Source organism: Mesorhizobium sp. BR1-1-6 (assembly GCF_020165355.1).
Classification (GTDB): Bacteria; Pseudomonadota; Alphaproteobacteria; order Rhizobiales; family Rhizobiaceae; genus Mesorhizobium.
This window is the reverse complement of the sequence record NZ_JAIUHZ010000001.1, coordinates 144,668-171,313: the sequence shown is the minus strand read 5'-3', so window position 1 is coordinate 171,313 and position 26,646 is coordinate 144,668. Positions and strand designations below refer to the sequence as shown.

Genomic DNA, 26,646 nt, shown 5'->3' with positions numbered 1-26,646 from the left:
CCGGCCTATTGCCCGCGCCTGGACAAGTAAATGATGTCAAAGCTGAAAATTGTTGTGCCTCAGTCCATTTTCGGCGGCAAAGAAAGGTCGCATCGGCCTGCTCTTGACGTTATAGAGGCCTGTCGTTTCGAACCGTATCCAAGCCGCGCGGCGGCGCCTCGAAGGAAAAGAAACATGGCCAATGTGGTGGTCGTCGGCTCGCAATGGGGTGACGAAGGCAAGGGCAAGATCGTCGACTGGCTGTCGGAGCGCGCCGATGTCGTGGTGCGTTTCCAGGGCGGCCACAATGCCGGCCACACGCTGGTCGTCGACGGCAAGGTCTACAAGCTGTCGCTGTTGCCGTCGGGCGTCGTGCGGCAGGGCAAGCTGTCCATCATTGGCAATGGCGTCGTCTTCGATCCGCACGCATTCGTTGCCGAAGTGGCGAAGCTCAAGGGGCAAGGCGTCGAGGTAACGCCGGAGCGCCTGAAAATAGCCGAAAACACAGCGCTTATCCTGTCCCTGCACCGGGAACTGGACGGCTTCCGCGAGGACGCCGCCTCAAATTCCGGGACCAAGATTGGCACGACCCGCCGCGGTATCGGCCCCGCCTATGAGGACAAGGTGGGCCGGCGCGCGGTGCGGGTGATGGATCTGGCGGATTTGGAAACACTACCCTTGAAGGTCGACAGGCTGTTGACGCATCACAATGCACTGCGTCGCGGCCTTGGCCATGCCGAAGCCACGCATGACGCGGTCATGCAAGAGCTGACCTCGGTCGCCGGCGAAATCCTGCCCTACATGGACCGGGTCTGGAAGGTGCTCGACGACAAGCGCCGGGCCGGCGAGCGCATCCTGTTCGAGGGCGCGCAAGGCACGCTGCTCGACATCGATCATGGCACCTATCCGTTTGTCACCTCGTCCAACACCGTCGCCGGCCAGGCGGCAGCCGGTGCCGGCGTGGGCCCGGGCGCCATCGGCTATGTGCTTGGCATCACCAAGGCCTATACGACGCGCGTAGGCGAAGGTCCGTTCCCGACCGAGCAGCAGAACGAGATCGGTGAATTCCTCGGCACGCGCGGCCATGAATTCGGCGTCGTCACCGGCCGCAAGCGCCGCTGCGGCTGGTTCGACGCGGTGCTGGTGCGCCAGGCCGTCGCCGTCAACGGCATCAAGGGCATCGCCCTGACCAAGCTCGATGTGCTTGACGGGCTGGACGAGATCAAGGTCTGTACCGGCTACCGCCTCGACGGCGAGACGATCGACTATTTACCCGCCAGCCAGGGCGCGCAGGCCCGCGTCGAGCCAATCTACGAGACGCTGGAGGGGTGGAAAGGCACCACCGCCGGCGCGCGCAGCTGGAACGACCTTCCGGCCCAGGCCGTCAAATATGTCCGCCATATCGAGGAGTTGATCGGCGCGCCGGTCGCGCTCCTCTCCACCAGCCCGGAACGGGACGACACGATACTTGTGACCGATCCGTTTCAAGACTAGTTTCTCAAGCCTTTCCGGGCGTTGCGGCTGATTTGCGGAGGCCGGCCCGGAGCACAATACAGGTCGACTGACGCATGGCGAAAGATTTCGTTTCTGCTCTGAGGGATACGATAAACAATTTTGGCGATCCTACGCCGGAGCTGCGGGCCAAAGTCTACGACAAAGCGCGCTCGACGATTGCAAAGAAGATTGCCGAGCGCGAGCCGCCGCTTTCGCCGTCGGAAGCCGAAAGGCAGAAGCGCGGCCTGGAAGACGCCATATCGAGGCTCGAGCGCGAATATGCCAAAAGCGTGCCGGAGACCGATCCGCTTGCCGAACTGGAGCACATATTTTCCTCCATCGATCGCAACAAGAACCAGTCGAACCATACCAAACAGCCGGTAAAGGCGGAGCCGGCCTGGCCGGCAGCGCCTGCCTCGAAGGCTGAACCCTACAAGCCGCCGCCCCCCGCTCCGGAGCCCGACATCTCCAGGCCTGCATCGCCCGCCGCCGAGGTCGAGCCGAACTGGCAAAAGCCCGTACCGGTGCAGCCGGCCACGGAGTTCGACGACAGGGCTCAGCCTGGCATGGATGTGGGTCAGGACGACGAGCATGCCGATGTCTTTGCGAGCGACGAAGAGGCTGCGGCCGCCGACACTTTCCAGCGCTTGCGTCCGGCTGAACGCAAGCGCAGCTATGGCGGGCTGATTGCCGCTGCCGTTGCGTTGCTGGTCATTGCCGGCGGCGGCTATGGCATCTGGCTGAACAAGGATGCCTTCGGCAAGATGCTGGGTCTGGGCGGCGGCAGCAAGGTCGCGACGACCGAGCCGGTCAAATCGACACCCGCCAAGCCGGCGAGCGATGCGGCGGCAACGCCCCCGGCACCTGCGGCTAGCGGTGCCGAGCCCGAAGGGACACCGAAGTTCACTCAAAGACTGACACCGCAAGGAAGCGAGGTCGATCCTGGCCCGGCCGGCGGACAGAGCGGCGTGGGCGAGGGCGAGTCCGTCGCGGCGCTGACGACGCCGCCTTCAGCCACGACCACCCCGGCCTTGTCGGCTCCGGCAGGAGGCACGCCGGCCGCAGGCGCGCCCGCCGGGACCACGCCCCCTGCACCGGGCGCTGCGCCGGCGGCGCCACCCGCCAATGGGACCGCACCCGCGGCGCCGGCTGACAACGCCGCCACGCCGCCCTCGCCTGCCGGTGCGCCGACGCAAACTTCTCTGCCGGTCGGCCAGAAGGCGATCTTCTATGAGGAGCGCACCAGCACCGCGCAGGGTTCGGCCGAGCCGGGCAACATCGTCTGGTCGCTGGTGCAGGAATCGCCCGGCGGCGACCTGCCGCCTGAGCCGGCGATCCGCGCCGAGGCGACCATTCCCGGCAAGGACATCCAGTTGCGCATGACCATCCGCCGCAACACTGACCAGACGCTGCCGGCCAGCCACATCATCGAGATGATCTTCCTGACGCCCGACGGTTTCGAAGGCGGCGGCGTCGACAACATCCTGCGCGTGGCCATGAAGAGTTCCGAGCAGGATGCCGGCAGCCCGCTGATCGGCATTCCGGCCAAGATCGCCGACGGCTTCTTCCTCGTCGCGCTCAACGACACCAAGGCCGACGAGGACGCCAACCTGACCTTGCTTCGGGGACAGGACTGGATCGACGTGCCGGTCGTCTACAAGACCGGACGACGAGCGTTGCTGACGATGGAAAAAGGCATTCCCGGCGAGAAGGTGTTCGACGAGGCGATCAAGGCTTGGCAGGCGAAGACGGCGGGCTGAGCCGACGGCAACGGTCGGCTCCGGTCAGAAGCCTTGGAACAGCATGTCGAGCGCGGCGACGATGTCGTCGTGGTGCTTGGAGAGATTCAGTGGCCATCAAGGCAGAGCCGGGGGCCAGGAACGGGGGCTGTGTCGGGCGGCATCAACGGAATGACGACTCTCGTGTTCAGCCTCTCAAGAAGGTCGGACTGAACATCGACAAGGTAACCACTGCCTCCGGCATTCCGATAGAGATCGTAACGGGCCATCAAAACAGCGGGCGTGTGGCCAATGGCAACCCGTTCCGCTCGACATAGGCGTTGGAGCTCACAATCGCCTCAAAGTTCTCCTCTTGCCACCGACGCGTTTTTCCGCCGCGATGGCCTTCGCAATACCTGCCTCGGCGGCGCGCGAGAGATTGATACCCGACGCTTTGGCGTCTTTGATCAGCTGAGCGTCAATGGATGTATTGACAGACTTTCGCTGAGGTTTTGTCGTCGATTGAAGCACGGAGACAGCCCTCTTTTAAGCGCATAACGTAGCGTATACCATCCTCACCCCTCCATCTCCTCGCGCAACATCTCCAGTTCGAGCCACTCTTCCTCCAGTGCCGCCAGTGTCGCGCGCTCCTTGTCGAGGGCGGCGATGGTCTTCTGGAACGAGGCCGGATCGCGCTCGTAATAGGCCGGATCGGCGATGTTGTTCTCCAGCCGCGAGATCGAGGCTGTCACCGCCTCGATCTTCTTGGGCAGCGATTCCAGCGCGAATTTCTGCTTAAACGAGAGTTTTTTTGCCGGGGCTTTGGCGGTGGGGCTGTCCGCCTTCGCCGTCGGTACGTCGCTTGCATCCGCCTTCGCGCGCGCCTTGCGGTCGTCGAGCCTGGTACCGCCGCGCTGCGCCAGCATGTCGGAATAGCCGCCGGCATATTCTACCCAGCGACCGCCGCCGTCCGGCGCGATCACGCTGGTCACGGTGCGGTCGAGGAAATCGCGGTCGTGGCTGACCAGGATGACCGTACCGGCAAAGCCGGCGACCAGTTCCTGCAGCAACTCCAGCGTTTCCATGTCGAGATCGTTGGTCGGCTCATCGAGCACCAGCAAGTTCGCCGGCCGGGCCAGCACGCGCGCAAGGATCAGCCGTGCCCGCTCGCCGCCCGACAGCTCGCGCACCGGCGTGCGTGCCTGCTCCGGCTTGAACAGGAAGTCCTTCATGTAGGAGACGACGTGGCGCTGCTCGCCATTGATGACAAGGTTCTCGCCGCGCCCGTCGGTGAGATATTGCGCCAGCGTTTCCTGCGGATCGACCGCCTCGCGCTTCTGGTCGAGCGTGGCGATCTCCAGATTGGTGCCGAGCCGCACCGAACCGGCATCCGGCTGCAATTCTCCGGTCAGCATCTTCAGAAGCGTCGTCTTGCCGGCGCCGTTCGGCCCGACGAGGCCGATGCGGTCGCCGCGCTGGATGCGGGTCGAGAACCCCTTGACCACGGTGAGGTCGCCAAAGCTCTTCTCGATGTTCCTGGCCTCGATCACCAGCTTGCCGGATTCGGCGGCGTCGCTGGCCACCATGGTCGCGGTGCCTTCGGCGCCGCGATGGCCGCGAAAACGCTGGCGCATGGTCTGCAATTCGCCCAGGCGGCGCATGTTGCGCTTGCGCCGCGCCGTCACGCCATAGCGCAGCCAGTGTTCCTCGCGCACGATCTGGCGGCCGAGCTTGTGCTGTTCGCGCTCTTCTTCCTCAAGCACCTGGTCGCGCCATTCCTCGAAATGGCCGAAGCCCTTATCCAGCCGGCGCGTCTGGCCCCGGTCGAGCCACACGGTGGCGCGCGATACGCGCTCAAGGAAACGGCGGTCGTGCGAGATGACGATGAGGGCCGAGGAGGTGCGGACGAGTTCCTCTTCCAGCCATTCGATCACCGAGAGATCGAGGTGGTTGGTCGGCTCATCGAGCAGCAGGATATCAGGCTCGGGCGCCATGACGCGGGCAAGGGCGGCGCGCCTGGCCTCGCCGCCGGAGAGGTCGCCCGGCTGCTCCTCGCCCGAGAGGCCGAGGTGCTCCATCAGGTAGCTGGCGCGATAAGGATCGTCGGCGGGACCGAGGCCGGCCTCGACATAGGCGCGCACGGTTGCGAAGCCGTCCATGTCGGGCATTTGCGGCAGATAGCGGACGGTCGCCGATGGCTGGCGGAACACCTCGCCGTCCTGCGGCTCGATCAGGCCGGCGGCGATCTTGAGCAGCGTCGACTTGCCGGACCCGTTGCGGCCGACCAGCGCGATCTTGTCGCCGGCCGACGCAGCCAAGTCGGCGCCGTCGAGCAGGGGCGTGCCGCCGAAGGTCAGTTTTATTCCGTCGAGATTGAGAAGAGGCGGCGCCATGTCAGCTTTCTGGCAAGGGATAGGGATGGGCGAGCAGCAGCGCGCGGCCCGCTCCCAGCGCGATCTCGAGCCTGCCCTTGACCTCGTTGGAGATGGTCAGCGACGAGCCGAACGCGACCTTGACGCGGTCAAGCGGCCATTTCGCACCGGCGACGGTCAGCCCTGCAAGCTCGGAAAAACCCAGGATCGAGAACAGGGTGCCGTCGGCATAGTCGAAGCGGGCCGTGCCGTGCGCCAGGGGCACGGCTTCCTGCGCGCCGCTGGTCAACAGCACCTTTGTCCCGGCCCCGGCCAGCCGCAGGGCGAGCGCCATGTGCAGGAAGGCATGGTCGGCGCGCTTGCCGCCGAAGGCGCCGGCGAGCACGAGGCTGGTAGCGCCGCGCTCCAGGGCGGCCGATATCGCGAGTTCTCCATCGGTGGCGTCTTTCTCTGCCGGAAAGGTCCGGCGCGGCACGGCGGCCAACTCATCCGGCAGGCCGGCGGGCACGGAGTCGAAATCGCCGACCCACAGTTCCGGCACAAGGCCGAGCGTCCTCGCATGGCCGATGCCGGCATCGGCGGCGATGACGCGGGTTCCCTCGACCTGACGGTCGAGCCGTGGCGTGCGGACGAGATCGCCGCCAAGCAGGATGGTGAATGTGCTCATATCGTGTGGCCCTTACCAGCCCGACAGCGGAAACGGAAGGCCGGCAAACAGCCACTTGCGCGGTTCACCGGCCGGGCCTATGTGTCGAGGCGCTCTAACGGGGTGCCGGACGCGATATTTCGCGGACCGGCTGAGAGGCAGTCTCGCCAACCCGCTGAACCTGATCCGGTTTGTACCGGCGGAGGGATTAGACGTTTCGGACAGTCCGACGCCTCAATTCCTTTAACCCGAACGAAGGAGGCGCCGATGCGCACGCTTTTATACGCCCTTGTCTCTGCAATGGTCGTGGTTCTGTCCGGGCCGGCCTTAGCCAAGGACAAGCTCACCGTCTACACTTATGAGAGCTTTACCGCCGACTGGGGCCCCGGCCCGGTGGTGAAGAAGGAATTCGAGGCCGAATGCGGCTGCGATGTCGACTTCGTCTCGGTTGCCGACGGCGTCGCGCTGCTCAACCGCGTCAAGCTGGAAGGGGCCGCGACCAAGGCCGACATCGTGCTTGGCCTCGACACCAATCTCACCGCCGATGCCAAGGCCACTGGCCTGTTTGCGCCGCATGGCGCCGTGACCGGGCTCAATGTGCCGGGCGGCTGGAACGACGACATCTTTGTCCCGTACGACTATGGCTATTTCGCCGTCGTCTATGACACGCAGAAGCTGAAGACGCCGCCCAAGAGCCTGAAGGAATTGGTCGAGGGCAGTGCCGACGACAAGATCGTTATCCAGGATCCGCGCACCTCGACGCCGGGCCTCGGCCTGCTGTTGTGGGTGAAGTCGGTCTATGGCGACAAGGCGCCGGAGGCCTGGGCCAAGCTCAAGGCGAAGGTCTTGACCGTGACGCCGGGCTGGAGCGAGGCCTACGGCCTGTTCACCAAGGGCGAGGCGCCGATGGTGCTGTCCTACACGACCTCGCCCGCCTACCACATGGTTGCCGAGAACACCGAGCGCTACCAGGCCGCTTCCTTCGAGGAGGGCGAGTATCTGCAGATCGAGGTCGCCGGCATCACCACGACGGGAGCCAAAAATCCGCTGGCGGAAAAGTTCATCGCCTTCATGACCGGGCCGAAATTCCAGGATGCCATCCCCGAGACCAACTGGATGTTCCCGGCCGGCAAGACCGACAAGCCGCTCAATCCGGCCTTCGACAGACTGGTCAAACCGACCAAAACCTTGCTGTTCAGTCCCGAGGAGGTCGCGGCCAACCGCAAGGCATGGGTGGATGAATGGCTGGCGGTGATGAGCAAGTAGTTTGGTCGTATGATCGGATGATGAGTGCTCTACAGCGCCCCCCACTGTCCTGCCGGACATCTCCCCCACGAGGGGGGAGATTGGCCGTCACGACGGCTTTCGCCAATTGGCGACGTCACAGGAGAGGGTGGAGCGCTGAAGCAGCCAATCTCCCCCCAAGTGGGGGAGATGTCCGGCAGGACAGAGGGGGGCGCGAAGGAACGCGACGCTCGCTAAAGATCCTTTGGGCGGCCCAGCGTGCAGCGCGCGTCTGACCCCCGCATCTCCGCCGGCATCCTCGCGCTTGCGGCGATCGCGCTGCTGATCGGCGGCGCGTTTGCGGGTCTTCTTTTCGAAGGCGCGAACGATTTCTCCGGAGCCTGGGCAGCCTTCGATCCTTATCTCCTGCGCGTCGTGCGCTTTACGTTCTGGCAGGCGGCGCTTTCGACGCTGCTGTCGGTGGCGCCGGCCCTGTTCGTGGCTCGCGCGCTGTCGCGGCATCCGCACTTTCCCGGCCGCGGCTTCATCCTCCAGCTCTTCGCCCTGCCGTTGGCGCTGCCGGCGATTGTGGCGGCGCTCGGCATCCTGGCGCTCTACGGCCGCGCCGGCTATTTCGCCGGCTTTCTTGGTGCCGTCGGCGGTTACCATTGGCCGGGCATTTATGGCCTCTCCGGCATCCTCGTTGCTCATGTTTTCTTCAACCTGCCGCTGGCCACGCGGCTGTTCCTCGAAGTGCTGCAAACCATCCAAGCCGACCAATGGCGGCTGGCGAGCCAGCTCGGCATGGGTGCCGCACCGGCTTTCCGGCTGATCGAGTGGCCGACACTGCGCGCCGCTCTGCCGGGCGTCGCCGGCCTGGTGTTCATGCTCTGCATCACATCCTTCACGATCGTGTTGACGCTGGGCGGCGGCCCCAGCGCGACGACGCTGGAGGTCGGCATCTACCAGGCGCTGCGTTTCGATTTCGATCCCGCGCGGGCGGTGGCGCTGACGCTGCTGCAGATCGCGCTGACCTTTGTCGTGGTGCTGGCGTTGACGCGGCTCGGCGCCAACACCACCGGTGACGCCAATCTGCCGGTGGCGCCGCGCCGCTACGTCTCGGCCGGCAGGACCGAGACCGCGCTGAATGCCGCGCTCGTCGTGCTGGCCCTTTTGTTTGTCGGCGGGCCGATGACGGCGACGCTGATGTCAGGCCTCGGCGCCGACCTTGGCCGTCTCGCCGGCGAGGCGGCGGTGCGGCAGGCGACGCTGACCAGCGCCGTGCTGGCCTTCCTGTCGGCGCTGCTGTCGGTTGCGCTGTCGCTTTCGCTCACCATCGCGCGCCGCGTGCTGGCCCTGAAGCGCCGCTCCGGTCCGCGGACCGTGCTCGAACACGCCACCGACACCGGCGCCGGCTTCGTCCTGGTCGTGCCGCCCATCGTCATCGGCGCCGGCTGGTTCCTTCTGCTGCGCCATGTCGGCGATGTCTTTGCCATAGCCCCGGTCATGGTCGTCACCGTCAATGCAGTCATGGCGATGCCTTTCGCCATCCGTGCCATCCGCCCCGCCTATGATGCGGCGAGCGAGCGCCATGAGCGGCTCTGCGCGCTTCTGGCAATAGCGGGCTGGGCCCGGTTGCGGCTGGTCGACTGGCCGTCGCTGCGACGGCCGCTGGCCACCGCCTTCGCGTTTGCCATGGCGCTGTCGCTTGGCGATCTCGGTGTCATCGCACTGTTCGGCAGTGATTCCGTGCAGACTTTGCCCTACCTTCTCCTGGCGCGCATGGGCAGCTACCGTACCGAGGACGCCGCCGGCCTGGCGCTGCTGCTCGGTCTGGTCTGCCTTGCGCTTGTGGTGGCGGCGAGCTGGCTGGGAAGGGGGGGACGAGACTGATGGCTGCGGGCGCCACCAATGGTGCGACAAGGGGAGCCGAGGTGCGGCTGGACACGGTCTCGTTCAGCTACGGCGACGCGCCGCTCGTTTTCGATGTCGATTTCGCCGCGTCGAAAATTACCGCCATCATGGGGCCGAGCGGCTCGGGCAAGTCGACGCTGCTCAATCTGGTGGCGGGCTTCGAGACGCCGCGAGCTGGCCGCGTGCTGATCGGCGGCGCCGATGTCGGCGCGGCGCCGCCTTCGGCGCGGCCCGTGTCGATGGTGTTCCAGGAAAACAATCTTTTTGCCCATCTTTCGGTCGAAGAGAATGTCGGGCTCGGCCGCTCGCCCTCGCTGCGGCTGACCGAGGCCGACCGCGCTGACATCGCGGACGCGATCGCGCGCACCGGCCTCGCGGGCAAGGAAAGACGCCTGCCGCGCGAACTTTCGGGAGGCGAACGCCAGCGTGTCGCATTGGCGCGCGTGCTGGTTCGCAACCGCCCGGTGCTTCTTCTGGACGAGCCTTTCGCTTCACTCGGACCGGCCTTGCGCGACGACATGCTCGATCTTGTCGCCGACGTGCATGCCGAGCGGGGCATGACGCTGCTGTTCGTCACGCATCAGCCACAGGACGCACGCCGTATTTGTGAGGAGGTGGTGTTCCTCGACAACGGCATGGTTGCCGCCAAGGGCAAGGCGGATGATTTCTTTGCCGGGGCTGGTCCTGAAGTTTTCCGGCGCTATGTTGGCACAAGCGCCTGGGAGGCTGGATCACGAGATATTGCCCGGAAGCGGACATAATTTACGCTCAAACCGGCTCCTGGCGACGGGGCGATTGCTTGCCATGACAGAGGTAGTGTGGCTAGGTCCGCCCTGTACCGGTCCGGTGCAGGCCGTGATTTGCCTGCAGCATCCGCCGCGCGTTGGTATGGCGTGGATGCTGTAATGCTTTGATTTGCGCATGAGCCCTTGCGAGGATCGCCCCGATTTTCGCGGGCATGCGCCAGACCCGAAAGGAAGCCGTTCTGCCGACCGGCACGGAAAGACCAAGAGGGAAAATGCTGGCGCGCTTTCTGGCGCTGGCCGGCTTTGTTGTGGCCCTGGCAAGCTGCCAGATGTTCACACCTCCGGAAGTCCAGGAATCCGGCTTCCAGCCTTCCGACAAACCGATCACGGTCGACAATGTCGCGGCCAATAACAAATTGGCCGAACTGGCCAAGGCGCAGCATCCACGCATCCTGGCGACCTATGGCGGCGAATACTCCGATCCCAAGCTCGAGCGCATGGTCGCCAAGGTCGTAGGCAGCCTGACGGTGGTGTCGGCCAACCCGACCCAGACCTATCGTATCACCATCCTCAATTCGCCCAACGTCAATGCCTTCGCACTGCCGGGCGGCTACCTCTACGTCACGCGCGGCCTGCTGGCGCTGGCCAATGATTCGGCCGAGCTCGCCGCCGTCATCGCGCATGAGATGGGCCACGTCACCGCTAACCACGGCCTGCAGCGCCAGCAGCTCGAGGCCGAGGAGGGGCTCGCCACCAAGGTTGTTTCCGACGTGCTCGGCGACAGCCCGACCGCCAAGGCGGCGCTGATCCGCGGCAAGCTGAGACTGGCGCAGTTTTCGCGCAACCAGGAACTGGAGGCCGACGCGATCGGCATCAAGTCGATCGGCGAAGCCGGCTACGATCCTTACGCCGCCGGCCGCTTCTTGCAGTCCATGTCGGCCTACACCGATTTCCGCTCGATCAGCGGCGCCACCGACGCCAGCCTCGATTTCCTGGCAACGCATCCCAATACGCCGCAGCGTATCGACCTTGCGCAACGCCATGCCCGCCAGTTCGGCCCGCCGGGCGTCGGCACCCGCGATCGCGACGCCTTCCTCGCCGGGATAGACGGCCTGCTCTACGGCGACACGCCGGAAGAAGGGTATGTGCGCGGCGAGACCTTTCTGCATCCGGGCCTGGGCGTGTCCTTCTCGGTGCCGGAGGGCTTCATCATCGACAATTCGGCCGCCGCCGTGACGGCGACCGGGCCGGGCGACATTGCGATCCGCTTCGACGGCGTGTCGATCGACAAGAACCGTGCGCTGACCGATTATATCAGGAGCGGCTGGGTGGCCGGTCTCGACGACGCGAGCGTCAGGCAGGAAACGATCAACGGCAACGAGGCGGCGACGGCGCATGCAGGCGCCGAAGGCTGGCAGTTCGATATCGCGGTAATCCGCGCCGGCGGCCAGGTCTACCGGCTGCTGACGGCGGCACCATCCGCCAGCACGTCGCTCGACACCGTGGCGCGTTCCGTCAGCGGCTCGTTCCGCATTCTGAGTGCCGCCGAAAAGGCGGCGCTGAAGCCGCTGCATATCCGCGTGGTCACCGTCCAGCCGGGGCAGACGATGGGTTCGCTTTCGGCGCAGATGGTCGGCGTCGACCGCAAACTCGACCTGTTCCGGGTGCTCAACGCGCTGTCGCCGGGGGCTGCGGTTTCGGCCGGCGACAAGGTCAAGATCGTCACCGACAAATAGCCGATAGTCGGCGCTGACCCGCTCTCTCGTTTTTGGGACGAGAAACTTCTAGGTAGTTTTCCTGGAATGGATTTAGGCGGCGGTGGCGAGGAATTCCGGGTTCTGCTTCACCAGCGCCACTTTCAGCTTTTCCATGGCGCGGGCCTCGATCTGGCGCACGCGTTCCTTGGAAATGCCAAGCGTCTCGCCGAGCGCTTCGAGCGTCGCGCCCTCGTCGCTCAGCCGACGCTCCTCGATGATGCGCAGCTCACGCGCGTTGAGTGCGGCAAGCGCCGCCTTCAGCCACATCGAGCGGCGTTCGATATCGATGGTGTCGCTGACGACCTCGTCGGGCAAGGGATCGTCCGACACGAGGAAGTCCATCCGCTCGGTCGCGCCCCCATCGTCGGCAAGCGGGACATTGAGGGAGGAGTCGGGCGCCGAGAGCCGCGAATCCATCAGCGCGACATCGGCTTCGGAGACGCCGAGGGCCGCTGAAACCTCGCGGTACAACGTCCTGTTCGACAGCGGCTCCGCGGCGCCGTTCGCCAGCCGGGCGCGCAGGCGCCGCAGGTTGAAGAACAGAGCCTTTTGCGCCAAGCTGGTGCCGCCGCGCACGATCGACCAGTTGCGCAGGATGTAGTCCTGCATCGAGGCCCGGATCCACCAGGTCGCATAGGTCGAAAACCGCACTTCGCGCTCCGGCTCGAAACGGGCCGCGGCCTCGAGCAGGCCGACATGGCCCTCCTGGACCAGATCGCCAAGCGGCAGGCCGTAATGACGGAATTTGGAGGCCATGGAAATGACCAGGCGCATATGCGCCACGGTGATGCTGTGCAGCGCGTTCTGGTCGTTGTCCTTTTTCCAGCGCAGCGCCAGCCGCAACTCCTCGTCGCGTTCGAGATAGGGAGCCCTCATTGCCGCGCGGACCATGATCCGTCCTGCCGTGTCTTCCATCATGAGGCACTCCCTGGCTCTGGCGATACGGATGTCATTTCGAAACCCGGCAGCCGCTCGACTTGAAATGACGGCGTCCTGCCCTACAACGAACGCAAAACGTGCCATGCGCGGGAAAGGTTCCGCCGCCGGCGGCGCGGCGTGGAGGCTGCGCGAAAAAACTCCGGGCGGGTTCGAGGCACCGCCAGAAACGTCAGTGGTAGAATCCGATTCCGAATAATGGATGTTTTTGAAATCTCATTCCTTATTTTTTCAACTCACATCTGTCAATTTCCAGCGCTCACACACCATGCCGGATATCAGGCCAGGACGGGATCACAGAAAAATGAAATGGCTCAAGTCGCTCATCGTCGCCGGAACTTTGCAGGTTCTGGCTGTTACCGCAGGCTATGCCGGCGCCAATCTCGACCAGATCAAGCAGGCCGGCGTCATCAAGGTCGGCACGGAGGGCACCTACGCACCCTTTACCTATCATGATGCCGGCGGAGCGCTGGTCGGCTTCGATGTCGAAATCGCCAAGGCGATCGGCGACAAGCTCGGCGTGAAGGTAGAGTTCCTCGAGGGCAAATGGGACGGGCTGATCGCGGGCCTCGATGCCAATCGCTATGACGCGGTCATCAACGAAGTCGGCATCACCGACGCCCGCAAGGCGAAATACGATTTCTCCGACCCCTACATCGCCTCCAAGGCAGTGCTGATCGTGCGCGGCGACAATACCGACATCAAGAGTTTCGCCGATCTCAAGGGCAAGAAGTCGGCGCAGTCGCTGACTTCGAATTTCGGCAAACTGGCCGAGGCCAACGGCGCCGAACTGGTCGGCACCGACGGGTTCGACCAGTCGATCCAGCTGCTTCTGACCGGCCGCGCCGACGCAACCATCAATGACAGCCTGTCCTTCCTCGACTTCAAGAAGCACAAGCCGGATGCCAATGTGAAGATCGCGGCCCAGGAAGAGAACGCCGACTATTCCGGCGTCATCGTTCGCAAGGGCGACCCGGAACTGGTTGCCGCGATCAACAAGGCGCTGGCCGACATCAAGGCAGACGGCACCTATCAGAAGATCGCAGACAAGTATTTCGGCCAGGACGTTTCGAAGTAATTTACGGCCGGGCCGTTGGCGGCCCGCGCGACATCGCCCGGCGGCGGACCGTTTTGACGGCCCGCCGCCTTTCGCGTGATATACGGCAGTCGCAAGAAGGAGCCTTTCGTGCCGCACTGGCTGCAACTCATGCTGGAATCGCTGCCTTCGCTGCTATGGGCCGCGTTGATCTTCACCGTACCGCTGACGCTCCTGTCCTTTGTGCTTGGCTTGAGCGTCGGTCTCGGAACCGCGCTGATCCGGCTCTTCGGGCCAATGCCCCTGGTCGCGGTGGCGCGCTTCTACGTGTGGATATTCCGCGGCACGCCGCTCTTGGTGCAGCTGTTCCTGATCTTCTACGGCCTGCCCTCGGTCGGCATCCTGCTTGACGCGTTCCCCGCGGCGTTGATCGGCTTCACGCTCAATATCGGCGCCTATTCGTCGGAAATCATTCGCGCGGCGATAGGCGCGGTGCCAAAGGGGCAATGGGAGGCGGCCTATTCGATCGGCATGACCTGGAGCCAGGCGATGCGCCGCACCATCTTGCCGCAGGCTGGGCGCGTGGCGGTGCCGCCGCTCTCCAACACCTTCATCTCGCTGGTCAAGGACACGTCGCTGGCCGCCGCCATCACCGTGCCGGAAATGTTCCAGGCCGCGCAGCGCATCGTCGCCACCACCTATGAGCCGCTGATCCTCTATGTCGAGGCGGCGATCCTCTATCTGGCGATGAGTTCGGTGCTGTCGGCCTTGCAGACGCGGCTGGAGGCGCGGCTCAATCGCTATGGCGGGTTCCTGGAGGCGCGCTCGTGATCGACCTTGCCAACATCGAAAAGCGCTTCGGCGACAATCTCGTGCTGAAGGGCGTGACGGTTGCCATTGCCGAAGGCAGCGTCACCGCGCTGGTCGGTCCTTCGGGTGGTGGCAAAAGTACGCTGCTGCGCTGCATCAACCTGCTTGAGATCCCAACTTCGGGCACAGTGCGTATCGGCGATCAGGCGCTGGAGTTCCATCCGGGAGCGAAGGTGGCGGCCCGGGACATTCAGCGGCTGCGGCTGCAGACCGGCATGGTGTTCCAGAACTTCCAACTGTTCCCGCATCGCACCGCGATCGAGAACGTCATGGAAGGGCTGGTGACGGTGCTGAAGTGGCCCCAGGCACGGGCGCGCGAACGGGCGCTCGCGCTGCTGGAAAAGGTCGGCATGGCGCACAAGGTCGATGCCTGGCCGGCAACGCTGTCGGGCGGCCAGCAGCAGCGGGTAGCGATCGCCCGGGCGCTGGCGCCGTCGCCAAAGGTGCTTTTGTGCGACGAGCCGACCTCCGCGCTCGACCCGGAACTGGCGCAGGAAGTCGTCGACGTGCTCGGCCGGCTCGCCAGCGAGGGGACGACGATGGTGATGGCCACGCACGATCTGCGGCTTGCTTCAAAGATCGCTCGCGAGGTGGTGTTCCTCGAGGCCGGCATTGTCGTCGAAAAGGGCCCCGCGGCGGTGCTGTTCGGCAATCCGGAGCGCGAACGGACAAGACGGTTCATCGCGACGCTAAAGCAGGAAATGGCGGAGAAGGAGGGTGGGGGAGAAGGCGGCAATTTCTCGTCCTAGGCCTGCGCTGCGCTTGCTCCCTGCCGGGCATTTATCCTCGTGAGCCGCCGTCAGGCACGGTGTTTCTATTTCGATGGACGGGCGTGTCCATGCGCTGCAATAGTGGGGCCGATGGTTCGCAACGTTGCTCTTGTTCTCGGTGGTGGCGGGGCCGCCGGAAATGCCTGGCTGATCGGCATCATCGCGGGCCTCGCCGACACTGGTGTCGATCTGACCGAGGCCGCCGATCTGGTGATCGGAACCTCGGCAGGCGCCAATGCGGCAGTGCAGGTGCGCAGCGGCATACCGCCGGGCGAGCTGCTGGCCGCGGTGCTGTCCCCGCTGCCGGTTCAACCGGCCGGACAGAGCCGCCAGCAACCGCCGTTCGCTTCGATGGATAGTGTGTTCGAGCGGATGCGTGCCATCTCCGCCGCCGCTATCTCGGCAGCCGATCTGCAACGGGCGATGGGGGCATTCGGTTTGGAGAGCGATGTCAAATTCGGACCGGAAGTGGCCAAACAGCGGCGCGCGCTGGTCGCCGCCAGATTGCCTCGCCATGAATGGCCGGAAAGGCCGATGATCTTGGTGGCCGTCGACGCGCTTACCGGTGAACTGGCTGCGTTCGACCGCGATTCCGGCGTCGATCTGGTTGACGCGGCCACCGCGAGCACCGCGCTGCCCGGTGCGGGGCCCACGCACAGCATCAATGGCGTCCGCTACATCTCCGGTGGCGTGCGCTCCGCCGATAATGCCGACCTTGCCTCGGGCTATGCGAACGTGATCGTGCTCTCGCCGTTCAGCGGACGGAGCGGGCCGCTACCGGAAGGCCAGTTCGAGGGCCTGCGCAGACCGCCGGGCGCGGACCTTGCAAGCGAGGTCGAAGCCCTGCGCCAGCAGGGCAGCCGGGTGGTGGTGATCACGCCTGACGTCGATTCCCGCGCCGCAATGGGCACCAACCAGATGGATCTGGCGACCCGCATCCCCGCGGCCCGTGCCGGTTTCGCCCAAGGCAAGAAGGAAGCGACCCGCGTAACGTTCCTGTGACGATTGCACGCCGAGGGCGTGCACCAACTTTCCAAATATTGCCTGCAACAAAAAACCCGGCGCAAGACCGGGTTTTTCAAAAACTCAAAAGGCGCAAGGCCTCAGGCAGCTTCTTCCTGCTCGGCTTCCTCATTGTCGGCCTTGGCGCCGCGCTTAGGGCCCTTGTTGAGATTGACCTCGATCAAACGCACGGCTTCGGTTTCCGACATGCGGTTGACAGCGGCGATCTCGCGGGCCATGCGGTCGAGCGCGGCTTCGTAGAGCTGGCGTTCGGAATAGGACTGCTCCGGCTGGTTGTCGGCGCGGTAGAGGTCGCGAACAACTTCCGAGATCGAGATTAGGTCGCCGGAATTGATCTTGGCATCATATTCCTGCGCGCGACGCGACCACATGGTGCGCTTGACGCGGGCGCGGCCTTGCACGACCTTCAGTGCGCGTTCGACATAATCCTCTTCCGACAGCTTGCGCATGCCGATCGAGGTTGCCTTGGCGACCGGCACCTTGAGGCGCATCTTGTCCTTCTGGAAATCGATGACGAACAGTTCCAGCTTGTGCCCGGCCACTTCCTGCTCGTCGATCGAGACGATCTGGCCGACACCATGCGCCGGATAGACGATGTACTCGCCGGTCTTGAAACCGTGACGTGCAGCGGTGGACTTCTTCTGCGGGGTGATCGTTGCCATTACGCCCTGAACTCCTTGTTGTGGGCCGGCGGCGGTGCCGGCTGAACTCGCGCGATCGGGTTACCGATCATTAGCCGCACAACAGATGAACCCACCGGAAAAGCCGGGACCGGCAAACCGCACGATTGCGATCGCCTGGCCCAGATCGCTCTGGTCCGATATGGGATTTTCACCTTTCAGTGATTTGGGGCGTTAGCGCCATAAATCGACGTTGTGTCACCGGCATGTTTCGCTCATGTAACACAAAAAGTCGGAAGAATCAAGGTTTTGCTGCATAAGCGAAGGCCACAGGTTCACGCCGCCTGTCAAGGCGGTTAATAGGCCGTACCTCTTACGCCGCGTCATGCCGGTTGAAACGGCAGCGCTGTCAGTCGCCTTCTCCGGGTTCAGCCGAGAAATATTTCTCGAACTTGCCGGCCTCGCCATCGAAGGCCTTGGCGTCGGCCGGCGGCTCCTTCTTGGCGGTGATATTAGGCCATTTCTCAGCGTATTCGGTGTTTATCTGCAGCCATTTGTCGAGGCCCGACTCAGTATCGGGCTTGATCGCGTCGGCGGGGCATTCCGGTTCGCAGACACCGCAGTCAATGCACTCGTCGGGATGGATGACGAGCATGTTCTCGCCCTCGTAGAAACAGTCGACCGGACAGACCTCGATGCAGTCCATATATTTGCATTTGATGCAATTGTCGGTCACGACATAGGTCATCGATCTGCTCCGGGACGTCCCGTTTTTGTTGGCTTTTTCCGTGAGGTAACGCCTTTGGCGCCCGCTTGCAAGGGCGGCCATTCCGGCCATGCCGGCATTGCCGGAATGGAATTCCAACGGCTCGGCAATGGCGGGCATCGGTCATGTGCTCGGACCGTTGTGTCGGCGGCGTGGAAGAACATACATGCCTCCGTGCACCGGCGGTCAGTCGTCGCCAAGCAAGCGGTCGGTCTCGCGGCGCTCCTTCTTCGTGGGGCGGCCGCTTCCGGCCTCGCGCAGCCCTGGGATCGCGTCGGGAGGCGCCTCGCCCGTCGGTGCGGCAGGCGGCGACATGTCTTCGTAGAGCGTGCGTGCCTCCACGGCGGGGCCGCGCCGGCTTCCCGCATCGAGCACCTTCCAGATGAAGATGCGCCGCTCCAGCGTGATGGTCAGGACGTCGCCAGGCTTGACCAGGTCGGAGGCCTGCGCTGCTTTGTCGCGATTGATGCGCACCCGGCCGGCCACGACCAGTTTGGCGGCCAGCGAGCGCGATTTCACCGCGCGCGAGAAGAACAGCCATTTGTCGATACGCTGGCGGTCGGTGGCCATCGGGGCGACCATCGGATCCTGTGCGGCTATTTCTTCAGCTGGTCGCGCAAAGCGGCGAGCTTGGCGAAGGGAGAGTCGGGATCGAAGCGCACCGGGCGCTCCTCGCGCGGTTTTGCCTGAAACGAGGGTTTGCCGCCTTGCGGGCCGCCCTTGCCTTCCGGACTGCCGCCCGGCCGGCCCTCACGGCGGTCAGAACGCTCGCCCTGCGGCTTTCCCTCCCGCCGTTCCCCGCCTTCGCCTTGCGGCCTGGGCTTGAACTTCGAGCGATCGAAACGCGGCTTGCCGGCGCCATCGCGGCGCCCTTCATGGGCGGGCCGGGTGCCGGGCTGGCCGACAGCGGCATCCGCCGGGGCATCGGAGCGCGCCGCCTGGCCGTTGCGCGGCCGGGCGCGGTTCTCGTGGTGACGGTGACGAGGCCGCTGGTCGAAGCGGCCCTGCCGCCACAACAGGATCGGCTTAGGCTCTTCGGCTTCCGCAGCGGGTCCCTGTTGGGGAGCGTCGGCGCTGTCCCCCTCCTCGCCTCGCTCCGCGATCTCCCCCGTCGAGGGGGAAGTGAGAGCGTCGGCGCTTTCGGCGGCAGGAGTCTCAGGCACGGCTTCTGCTACAGACGCAACCTCTTCCGTAGCTTCGGCTGGAGCTTCGGGTTGTTCTTCCGCAACAGTTTCGGCCGGTTCCGCAATGGGTTCAGCAGGAATTTCGACGGCGGTCTGGGCAGTCGCAGTTTCCGGATCTTCCGCTGATGTCTCCTCAGGCGTGTCCGTCGCAGCCGCCTCCGCCGCCTTGGCCTGCTCGGTGCGCGCGGCCTCTTCCGCTGCCAGCTTGGCCGCCACGGCTTCCCGGGCGGCATTGTCCTGCGCTTCCAGCCGTGCCTTGATTTCGGCCGCCGGCTTCGGCTCGGCACGATAGCCAAGACCTTTCAGGATTTCTTCCATGTCGTCGGCCGTGGCGCCGAGAATCGACATCATCGGCGGCGTCACCATGAAAGACTGGCCATCATAGGCGCCATCCGGACGCTGGCCGAGGCCGGGCTTCCAGTTGGTCGCCGGGCGGATCAGGTCGGCCAGCCGTTCCAGAATGTCGATGCGCACGGCGCGGCGGCCGAGATTTCGGTAGCCCGCAAGCTTGTAGAAGGCCTTGTCGAAAGCCGGATCGATGACCACCGAGGTGCGGCCCGATGCCAGCGCATGGACGACGTCGCCGAAGCCGAGCTTGTCCTTGCCATCGTTTTTCAGCGCCCACAGCAACGTCACCAATCCCGCGGGCGCCGGCTTGATCAGCGCCGGCACGAAGACATGATAGGCGCCGAAGCGCACGCCCAGCCGGCGCAATGCCGCGCGGCCTTCCTGGTCGAGCGACTTCATCTCCTCGGCGATGTCGCGACGATTGATAAGGCCGAAATTCTCGACCAGCTGGAAGGCAATGCCGCGGCCGATACCCGATATCTGCTCGGCATTCTTTAAATCGACCAGCGGCTTCAGCAGGGATTCGATCTGGAAATTGACGAAGCGCTCGGCGCGCGCGGCGACCTTGTCACGCGCCGGGCCGGTCAGCTGTTCGTCGGCCAAAAGCACCAGGCGCGGCTTCAGCGCGTCTTCACCGGCAACCAGAGTGCCGATCGGCGCGCCGATCCAGCGCAGCGTGCCGTCGGAACCGAGCGCGATGTCGCCATTGGCGCATGCGCCGAAGCGTTCGGCGCGTGCCTCGAACTCCGCCGCCAGCGCCTTCTGGGCGGCCGCGCGCACGGCCTTGGCGTCTTCGCCGCCAGCGCTCTGATCGGCGGTGAAACGGAACCCCTGCAACTCGCCGACATGGTGGCCTTCGACGAGGACGGTTCCGGTTGGGCTTATTTCGGCTTCAGGCATGGTATTTTCTCTAAGGCGCCGCATGAGGACGGAAGTCCTGCGGTCTACGAAGCGTTTCGTCAACCGCTCATGCAGCGCATCCGACAATCTGTCTTCGATTTCGCGCGTCTTTTCCTGCCAGTGTGCCTGATCGGCCAGCCAGCCGGGCCGGTTCGACACGAATGTCCAGGTGCGGATCTGGGCGATGCGATGCGACAGCGTATCGATGTCGCCCTCGGTGGTGTCGGCGCGGCGCACCTGCTCGGCCATGTAATTCTCGTCGACATGGCCATGCCTGGCGAGGTCCATGTAGATCGACGCAATGAGGTCGGCGTGCTGGGCCGGCGCTATCTTGCGGTAGTCGGGGAGCGCGCAGGCCTCCCACAGCAGCGCGACGCGCCTTGCGTCGGTGGCGAGCGCCCTGATGTCCTCGTCACGCGACAGGTGCTCAAGCGCCTGCGCATCGACTGCCGGCAGCGCACGGGTCAGGCCTTCCACCGGGGCATTGGTCTCGATCGAGCGCTTCAGCGCGTCGAGGCTGGCGAAATTGAAACGCGCTGTGCGCCACTGCAGAACCTTCACGGGGTCGAAGTCGTGGCTTTCGATCTTCTTGACCAATTCCTCGTCCAGCGGGTCGACCTGGCCGGTGACGCCAAAGGTGCCGTCGCGCAGGTGCCGGCCGGCGCGCCCGGCGATCTGGCCAAGTTCGGCCGCCGTCAGGTTGCGATACTGATAGCCGTCGAACTTGCGGTTCTGGGCGAAGGCGACATGGTCGAGATCGAGGTTAAGGCCCATGCCGATGGCATCGGTGGCGACGAGATAGTCGACGTCGCCCGACTGAAACAGCGCCACCTGGGCGTTGCGGGTGCGGGGCGAGAGCGCGCCAAGCACGACGGCCGCACCGCCCTGCTGGCGGCGGATCAGTTCGGCGATGGCATAGACCTCGTCGGCGGAGAAGGCGACGATCGCTGTGCGCCGGGGCAAGCGGGTCAGCTTCTTCGAACCGGCATAGGCCAGATGTGACAGCCGCGGTCGTGTCACCACCGAGACGCCTTTCAACAGGCGCTGCAAGATGCCGTGCATGGTGGCGGCGCCGAGCAGCAGCGTCTCCTGGCGGCCGCGCAGATGCAGGATGCGGTCGGTGAAGATGTGGCCGCGCTCGAGGTCCCCCGCAAGCTGCACCTCGTCGATGGCGACGAAGGCGGCATCGGTCTCGCGCGGCATGGCTTCGACGGTACAGACCGAATATCTGGCGCCTGGCGGCTGGATCTTCTCCTCGCCGGTGATGAGCGCCACCTTGTGGGCACCGACCTTTTCGCAGACGCGGGTGTAGACCTCTCGCGCCAAGAGCCTGAGCGGCAGGCCGATGATGCCGCTTTCATGCGCCACCATGCGCTCGATGGCGAGATGGGTCTTGCCTGTGTTGGTCGGCCCAAGCACGGCAGTCACGTCGCGACCCGATAGGATCAGCGGCTCGGTGGGTTTCGGATGGATGTTCATCGGCTCGGAAATAAGGCTTTCTGGCCTCTCATTGTCGGGAGCACGCCTCGGGTGGCGCGTATGACAGGCGACACATAGGGATTTCAGGCGCGAAGCGAAAGCGGAATGTTCCGCTGGCGGTTCGAAGTCACCTCCGTCGAGCTTCGGTTCGGCTGCTGATTAAGGGTTGGAACGAGTCTGGAACGAATCGGCGACGAATCGCTGACTCGCCCGGATTCAGGTTTTGTTCACGGCTAGATGTGGAGTTTTGGCTGATGATCCTTACCACATGCTGAATCACGGAATTGGCCCGTTTCATGCTAGGCGAGAGCCGCCGTTAACTTTCGCTGGCAAAGCCGTGTGGCAGCCCGCCTTGCTTCATCCAAGCTTATGAAATTGTTGAACTTTCTTAATAGAAATTAACAGTTTGACAGGCGATTGCAACTGCTCTCGTTAACATTGCGGCCAAACATGGAACGAAAGGGCGACGAATCGGCGATGTCGGGATTTTCCCTGTTTGTTCACGACAAGATGTAGTGTTACGCATAGGTTTTCCACCGACAATGCACAGCTTATCCAGGCAGTTTTGCACAATACCCGCTGCCGCGATTAACCTTTGCGTGCCGGATTGGAACAGTAGGCCGACAGCCGTCATCGGACGGCGTCACGGACATCCGAAGCGGATGGCGAACGAGCCCTCCTTCAATCGGCACCGGGAAGCCGGCAGCCCGGCGAGACCTCAGGCGAAGTACTGGCCGCCATTGGCGGTGATGGTCGATCCCGTGATGAAGCCGGCGTCCTCGGAGGCGAGGAAGACGACGCAGCGCGCGATCTCCTCCGGCTCGCCGAGGCGCCCGACCGGGATTAGCGGGATGATGCGTTCGTTGAGCACCTTCTCATCGATCGCCCGGACCATTTCGGTGGCGATATAGCCTGGGCAGATGATGTTGACGGTGATGCCCGCGCGGGCTCCTTCCTGGGCCAGAGCCTTCGAGAAACCGATGTCGCCGGCCTTGGCCGCGGAGTAGTTGACCTGGCCGGCCTGGCCCTTCTGGCCATTGATGGAGGAGATGGTGATGACGCGGCCGAACTTGCGGTCGCGCATGCCGCTCCACAGCGGATGCGTCATGTTGAAAACGCCGGAGAGATTGGTGTCGATGACCTCCTTCCACTGCTCACGCGTCAGCTTGTGGAACATGGCGTCGCGCGTGATGCCGGCATTGTTGACCAGCACCGCGACCGGGCCCAGATCGGCCTCGACCTGCTTGATGCCGGCGGCGCAGGCGTCGTAGTCGGCGACCGACCATTTGTAGGTCTTGATGCCGGTTGTGGCCGTGAACTTGCTCGCCGCCTCATCATTGCCGGCGTAGTTGGCGGCAACCGAATAGCCGGCTTCCTTCAGCGCCATCGATATTGCCGCGCCGATGCCGCGCGATCCGCCCGTGACGATTGCAACCTTGGTCATGCGCTCCCTCCCTTTGGTTGGGAGAGTGAACAGGGAGTAGCGAATGACGAGTAGGGATCAGATATCCCATTGCGCCGACGCCGTTCTTCCCTATTCGCTACTCCCCATTCACTTCTCTTTTAGAGCGCTTCGACGCACATGGCGACGCCCATGCCGCCGCCGATGCACAGGGTGGAGAGACCCTTCTTGGCACCTCTTCGGCGCATCTCGTGGACCAGCGTGTTGAAAATGCGCGCGCCAGAGGCGCCGATCGGATGACCGATGGCGATGGCGCCACCATTGACGTTGACGATCGAGGGATCCCAGCCCATGTCCTTGTTGACCGCGCAGGCCTGCGCGGCGAAAGCCTCGTTGGCCTCGATCAGGTCGAGATCGCCGACCGACCAGCCGGCCTTTTCCAGCGCTTTTCGCGAGGCGGGAATCGGACCGGTGCCCATGATCGCCGGGTCAACGCCCGCGGTCGCCCAGGAGACGATGCGCGCCAGCGGGGTGATGCCCCGCCTGGCAGCTTCCGCTTCGCTCATCAAAAGCGCGCCGGCGGCGCCGTCGTTGATGCCGGAGGCATTGGCGGCGGTCACAGTGCCGTCCTTGTCGAAGGCCGGCTTCAGTTTGGTCATGGCATCCAGCGTCGCGCCATGGCGGATGTATTCGTCCTGGTCGACAATTGTATCGCCCTTCTTGCCCTTGATGGTGAAGGCGACGATCTCGTCCTTGAACCGGCCGGCCTTCTGCGCGGCCTCGGCCTTGTTCTGCGAGGCCAGCGCGAACTGGTCCTGGTCCTCGCGGGTGATCTGGAACTGGCGGGCGACGTTCTCGGCCGTGTTGCCCATGTGATAGCCATTAAAGGCATCCCACAGTCCATCCTTGATCATGGTGTCGATCATCTTGTAGTCGCCCATCTTGACGCCAGCGCGCAGATGCTGGGCGTGCGGCGACATCGACATCGATTCCTGGCCGCCGGCGACAACCACCTTGGCATCGCCGGTGGCGATCTGCTGCATGCCGAGCGCGATGGCGCGCAGGCCCGAGCCGCACACCTGGTTGAGGCCCCAGGCGGTGGTCTCCCTGGGCAGCCCGGCGAGGATCGAAGCCTGGCGGGCGGGGTTCTGCCCTTGGGCCGCGGTCAGCACCTGGCCAAGAATGACCTCGTCGACTTCGGCCGCCTCGACGCCGGCGCGCGACAACAATTCCCTTACGACGACGGCGCCAAGCTCGTGAGCCGGGGTGGCGGCGAAAGCGCCGTTGAAGGAACCGACCGGTGTGCGCGCCGCGCTGGCGACGACGATGGCATTGGAAGCGGGCATTCTGTTCTCCAAACTTCAAGCTGATGTTCTGTCATTGAAGACTTTTCTTGCCCTTTCCCAACCCCGAGTCAAACCGGAAATCGGCAGGGCACCCATGCGTCGCAAGCAAGCTGCGCATGGCCGCGACATCAAGCTGTCCGCTGCTGCGCAGCATATTTCACCGGCCATGCAGCGATAATTAATCCCGCACTGCACAAACTGCTTGGAATTGTGACGCTTTTGCGCATATCCTTTGAACGGGCGCAATCGTTACCGGCGGCTTACTCAGGCGCGCCGGTGTCCGGGGAGGATGCAGATGGCTGCGAAAGACGATCCGATCGTCATCAAGAAATATGCCAATCGCCGGCTCTACAACACCGGCACCAGCACCTATGTGACGCTCGAGGACCTGGCCGAAATGGTCAAGAAGGGCGAAGAGTTCACGGTGCAGGACGCCAAGACCGGCGACGACATCACGCATCCGGTTCTGACCCAGATCATCTTCGAATTGGAGAACAAGGACGGGCAGAACATGCTGCCGATCCCGTTCCTGCGCCAGTTGATCGCCTTCTACGGCGACCAGATGCAGATGATCGTGCCGAGCTTCCTCGAACAGTCGATGATCGCCTTCTCCAAGGAACAGGAGCGCTTCCGCGAGCAGATGAAGGGCGCCATCGGCAAGTCACCACTCGACATGATGAAGATGGCCACGCCGATCAAGGCGCTGGAGGAGCAGACGCGCCGCAACATGGAAATGTTCCAGAATGCCATGCGGCTGTTCACGCCTTTCCCGCCGGCAGGCTCGGCACCTGCGGCGGCCCCCGCCGAACCGGCCAGGAAGGAAACGCCGGAAAAACCCGACGATCTGCAGCAGTTGAAGGACCAGATCGCGGCCATGCAGCGCAAGCTCGACACCATGTCGTGAGCGCGCAGCGCTTTTCTTCCGATCCTACGGCAATAATCCCTCGTAGCGACCGCGCGGCCTGATGCTGCCGCCGCTCATTGCCTGTTCGACCATGTGGGCGGCCCAGCCAACGCTGCGTCCAAGCGCGAACAGCTGGAACGGCGCATCGCGCGGCAGGTCGAGGCTGCGCGTCAGAACGGCCAGGGCAAAGTCGACGTTCGGGCGGGCGCCGGTCGCGGCAATGGCGGCGATTTCCAGCGATCGCAATGTTCTGTCGGTGTTGTCGATGGCCGCCAAAAGCGCCGTGGCGCGGGGATCGCCTTCGGGATAGAGCGGATGGCCGAACGCTGGCAAAGGCCTGTCATGGCCGAGCCAGCGCCGGATCGCCGCATCGGCGCCGTGCCGCGCCGCATCGTCCGCGAGTTGCATCACCGCCTCGCCGGCGCCACCGTGCCGCGGACCGGAAAGTGTCGCCAGACCGGCGAGCAGGCAGGCGGCGGGCGAGGCTCCGGTCGAGGCCGCGACGCGCGCCGCGAAGGTCGATGCGTTGAGTTCGTGATCGGCAAGCAGCACAAGGGCGCGCCGGATAGCCTGCGCCCCGCCTTCATCCACCGACCAGCCTCGCGCCAACCGCATGTGCACCGGATCTGATCCCGCCGAGGCGCCAAGAGCGCCGGCCAGCACGCCGATCGCGCGCGCGGCGTCGGCGCACAGCGAGGCGGCGCCGCGCCCTAGTGAAGGCCGCGCCTGGCCGGCGAGCATGGCAAGTTGCATGAAGGCCGGGGCTCGGCCGAGTTGTTGGGATTGATCCGAGGCCGGAGCCTCGAAACTCACCGGCTCAGGCAGGGCCCACAGCACGGCGGCGGTCTCTTCGAGCGTGGCATGTTCGGACAGCGCAACGGCGTCGCGGCCCCGATAGACAAGGTGGCCGTGCGAAACGGTCGAGATCGAGGTGACGAGCGAGGGTTCGCCCCAGGCGATGGCGCTTTCGGCGATGGCCGATGGGCTGCGTCCGCGCTCTCTTCGCATCATCAGGGCCGCGATATCGTCGGCGCGATATTGGCTGCGGCGTGGATCGGCACTGTCCGGGCGCATGCCGATGCGCCCGCGACTGACATAGGCGTAGAGCGTCTGCGGCCGCACCTTGAGCCGTTCCAGTGCCTCGTCCCGCGACAGCCATTCGGACATGTCGGTCCCATGTTGATTCTATTGATCAAGATTGATGCGCGTGTT

Annotated in this window: 23 protein-coding genes, 1 pseudogene and 1 riboswitch; of the genes and pseudogenes, 12 read left to right on the top strand and 12 right to left on the bottom strand. The window is 64.5% G+C overall.

Features of this window, described 5'->3' with window-relative positions:
- Nucleotides 1–174 precede the first annotated feature (174 nt).
- Both LB545_RS00885 and LB545_RS00880 read left to right on the top strand, forming a co-directional pair.
- Nucleotides 175–1,473, top strand: coding sequence for an adenylosuccinate synthase (locus tag LB545_RS00885; RefSeq protein ID WP_140493285.1), 1,299 nt, complete (start codon nt 175–177; stop codon nt 1,471–1,473).
- 74 nt (nt 1,474–1,547) lie between these two features.
- Nucleotides 1,548–3,233: a hypothetical protein gene (locus LB545_RS00880; protein ID WP_140676702.1), complete on the top strand. Its 1,686-nt coding sequence runs from the start codon at nt 1,548–1,550 to the stop codon at nt 3,231–3,233.
- Nucleotides 3,234–3,319: 86 nt separating this feature from the next.
- On the opposite strand, the gene LB545_RS00875 is transcribed toward LB545_RS00880, so the two are convergent.
- The 4 genes and pseudogenes from LB545_RS00875 to LB545_RS00860 form a co-directional block, all read right to left on the bottom strand.
- A complete protein-coding gene (locus LB545_RS00875; RefSeq protein ID WP_318012521.1) occupies nt 3,320–3,481 on the bottom strand; it encodes a CcdB family protein in 162 nt (53 codons plus the stop codon).
- Nucleotides 3,481–3,722, bottom strand: a pseudogene (locus LB545_RS00870) (type II toxin-antitoxin system CcdA family antitoxin). The gene LB545_RS00875 and the pseudogene LB545_RS00870 overlap by 1 nt, the downstream one beginning before the upstream one ends.
- A gap of 44 nt (nt 3,723–3,766) precedes the next feature.
- Nucleotides 3,767–5,584, bottom strand: a complete 1,818-nt coding sequence (locus LB545_RS00865; protein ID WP_140554928.1) for an ABC-F family ATP-binding cassette domain-containing protein — start codon at nt 5,582–5,584, stop codon at nt 3,767–3,769.
- A gap of 1 nt (nt 5,585) precedes the next feature.
- Nucleotides 5,586–6,230 carry a thiamine diphosphokinase gene (locus tag LB545_RS00860; RefSeq protein WP_140493297.1) on the bottom strand — a complete coding sequence of 215 codons (645 nt, stop codon included), beginning with the start codon at nt 6,228–6,230 and terminating at the stop codon, nt 5,586–5,588.
- Nucleotides 6,231–6,318: 88 nt separating this feature from the next.
- Nucleotides 6,319–6,434, top strand: a riboswitch (TPP riboswitch).
- 42 nt (nt 6,435–6,476) lie between these two features.
- Here LB545_RS00860 and thiB point away from each other — a divergent pair.
- The 4 genes from thiB to LB545_RS00840 all read left to right on the top strand — a co-directional run bounded on the left by thiB (nt 6,477) and on the right by LB545_RS00840 (nt 11,829).
- Nucleotides 6,477–7,475: a thiamine ABC transporter substrate binding subunit gene (gene thiB / locus LB545_RS00855; protein WP_140554930.1), complete on the top strand. Its 999-nt coding sequence runs from the start codon at nt 6,477–6,479 to the stop codon at nt 7,473–7,475.
- A 237-nt stretch (nt 7,476–7,712) separates the two neighbouring features.
- Entirely contained in the window at nt 7,713–9,326 is a 1,614-nt protein-coding gene (gene thiP / locus LB545_RS00850; protein ID WP_224704215.1) for a thiamine/thiamine pyrophosphate ABC transporter permease, read from the top strand.
- A complete protein-coding gene (gene thiQ, locus LB545_RS00845) occupies nt 9,326–10,108 on the top strand; it encodes a thiamine ABC transporter ATP-binding protein (protein ID WP_224704213.1) in 783 nt (260 codons plus the stop codon). The genes thiP and thiQ overlap by 1 nt, the downstream gene beginning before the upstream one ends.
- Before the next feature lie 257 nt (nt 10,109–10,365).
- A complete protein-coding gene (locus LB545_RS00840) occupies nt 10,366–11,829 on the top strand; it encodes a M48 family metalloprotease (protein WP_140493312.1) in 1,464 nt (487 codons plus the stop codon).
- A gap of 72 nt (nt 11,830–11,901) precedes the next feature.
- Here LB545_RS00840 and LB545_RS00835 read toward each other — a convergent pair whose 3' ends face one another.
- The gene (locus LB545_RS00835) at nt 11,902–12,768 is read right to left on the bottom strand and encodes an RNA polymerase factor sigma-32 (RefSeq protein WP_224704211.1); all 867 of its coding nucleotides are present in this window, start codon (nt 12,766–12,768) and stop codon (nt 11,902–11,904) included.
- Nucleotides 12,769–13,090: 322 nt separating this feature from the next.
- Between LB545_RS00835 and LB545_RS00830 the strand changes: the two genes are divergently transcribed.
- The 4 genes from LB545_RS00830 (at nt 13,091) to LB545_RS00815 (ending at nt 16,464) form a co-directional block, all read left to right on the top strand.
- Entirely contained in the window at nt 13,091–13,864 is a 774-nt protein-coding gene (locus tag LB545_RS00830) for an amino acid ABC transporter substrate-binding protein (protein WP_140493318.1), read from the top strand.
- A 108-nt stretch (nt 13,865–13,972) separates the two neighbouring features.
- Nucleotides 13,973–14,653: an ABC transporter permease subunit gene (locus tag LB545_RS00825; protein WP_140517571.1), complete on the top strand. Its 681-nt coding sequence runs from the start codon at nt 13,973–13,975 to the stop codon at nt 14,651–14,653.
- The gene (locus LB545_RS00820) at nt 14,650–15,441 is read left to right on the top strand and encodes an amino acid ABC transporter ATP-binding protein (protein ID WP_140517572.1); all 792 of its coding nucleotides are present in this window, start codon (nt 14,650–14,652) and stop codon (nt 15,439–15,441) included. The genes LB545_RS00825 and LB545_RS00820 overlap by 4 nt, the downstream gene beginning before the upstream one ends.
- A gap of 111 nt (nt 15,442–15,552) precedes the next feature.
- Nucleotides 15,553–16,464 (top strand): patatin-like phospholipase family protein, encoded by a 912-nt coding sequence (locus LB545_RS00815; RefSeq protein ID WP_140525064.1) that lies wholly within the window; start codon nt 15,553–15,555, stop codon nt 16,462–16,464.
- Between the two features lie 101 nt (nt 16,465–16,565).
- Here the strand turns inward: LB545_RS00815 and LB545_RS00810 are convergent, their stop codons facing one another.
- From LB545_RS00810 to LB545_RS00785, 6 genes are all read right to left on the bottom strand, one after another.
- Nucleotides 16,566–17,147: a CarD family transcriptional regulator gene (locus LB545_RS00810; protein WP_006327799.1), complete on the bottom strand. Its 582-nt coding sequence runs from the start codon at nt 17,145–17,147 to the stop codon at nt 16,566–16,568.
- Nucleotides 17,148–17,514: 367 nt separating this feature from the next.
- A complete protein-coding gene (fdxA, locus tag LB545_RS00805) occupies nt 17,515–17,853 on the bottom strand; it encodes a ferredoxin FdxA (RefSeq protein WP_140493333.1) in 339 nt (112 codons plus the stop codon).
- Nucleotides 17,854–18,057: 204 nt separating this feature from the next.
- Complete coding sequence (locus tag LB545_RS00800; RefSeq protein ID WP_224518929.1) at nt 18,058–18,453, bottom strand: RNA-binding S4 domain-containing protein; 396 nt, start codon at nt 18,451–18,453, stop codon at nt 18,058–18,060.
- Between the two features lie 14 nt (nt 18,454–18,467).
- Nucleotides 18,468–21,782, bottom strand: a complete 3,315-nt coding sequence (locus LB545_RS00795) for a helicase-related protein (protein ID WP_140525065.1) — start codon at nt 21,780–21,782, stop codon at nt 18,468–18,470.
- A 718-nt stretch (nt 21,783–22,500) separates the two neighbouring features.
- Nucleotides 22,501–23,226, bottom strand: a complete 726-nt coding sequence (gene phbB, locus LB545_RS00790; protein WP_140493339.1) for an acetoacetyl-CoA reductase — start codon at nt 23,224–23,226, stop codon at nt 22,501–22,503.
- A 119-nt stretch (nt 23,227–23,345) separates the two neighbouring features.
- Entirely contained in the window at nt 23,346–24,530 is a 1,185-nt protein-coding gene (locus LB545_RS00785) for an acetyl-CoA C-acetyltransferase (RefSeq protein ID WP_140493342.1), read from the bottom strand.
- Between LB545_RS00785 and LB545_RS00780 the strand changes: the two genes are divergently transcribed.
- The gene (locus LB545_RS00780) at nt 24,511–24,708 is read left to right on the top strand and encodes a hypothetical protein (RefSeq protein WP_140493345.1); all 198 of its coding nucleotides are present in this window, start codon (nt 24,511–24,513) and stop codon (nt 24,706–24,708) included. The two genes, LB545_RS00785 and LB545_RS00780, sit on opposite strands and share 20 nt — an antisense overlap.
- A 117-nt stretch (nt 24,709–24,825) precedes the next feature.
- Complete coding sequence (gene phaR / locus LB545_RS00775; RefSeq protein WP_140493348.1) at nt 24,826–25,434, top strand: polyhydroxyalkanoate synthesis repressor PhaR; 609 nt, start codon at nt 24,826–24,828, stop codon at nt 25,432–25,434.
- A 24-nt stretch (nt 25,435–25,458) separates the two neighbouring features.
- Here the strand turns inward: phaR and LB545_RS00770 are convergent, their stop codons facing one another.
- Nucleotides 25,459–26,601: a citrate synthase gene (locus tag LB545_RS00770; RefSeq protein WP_140525066.1), complete on the bottom strand. Its 1,143-nt coding sequence runs from the start codon at nt 26,599–26,601 to the stop codon at nt 25,459–25,461.
- Nucleotides 26,602–26,646 lie beyond the last annotated feature (45 nt).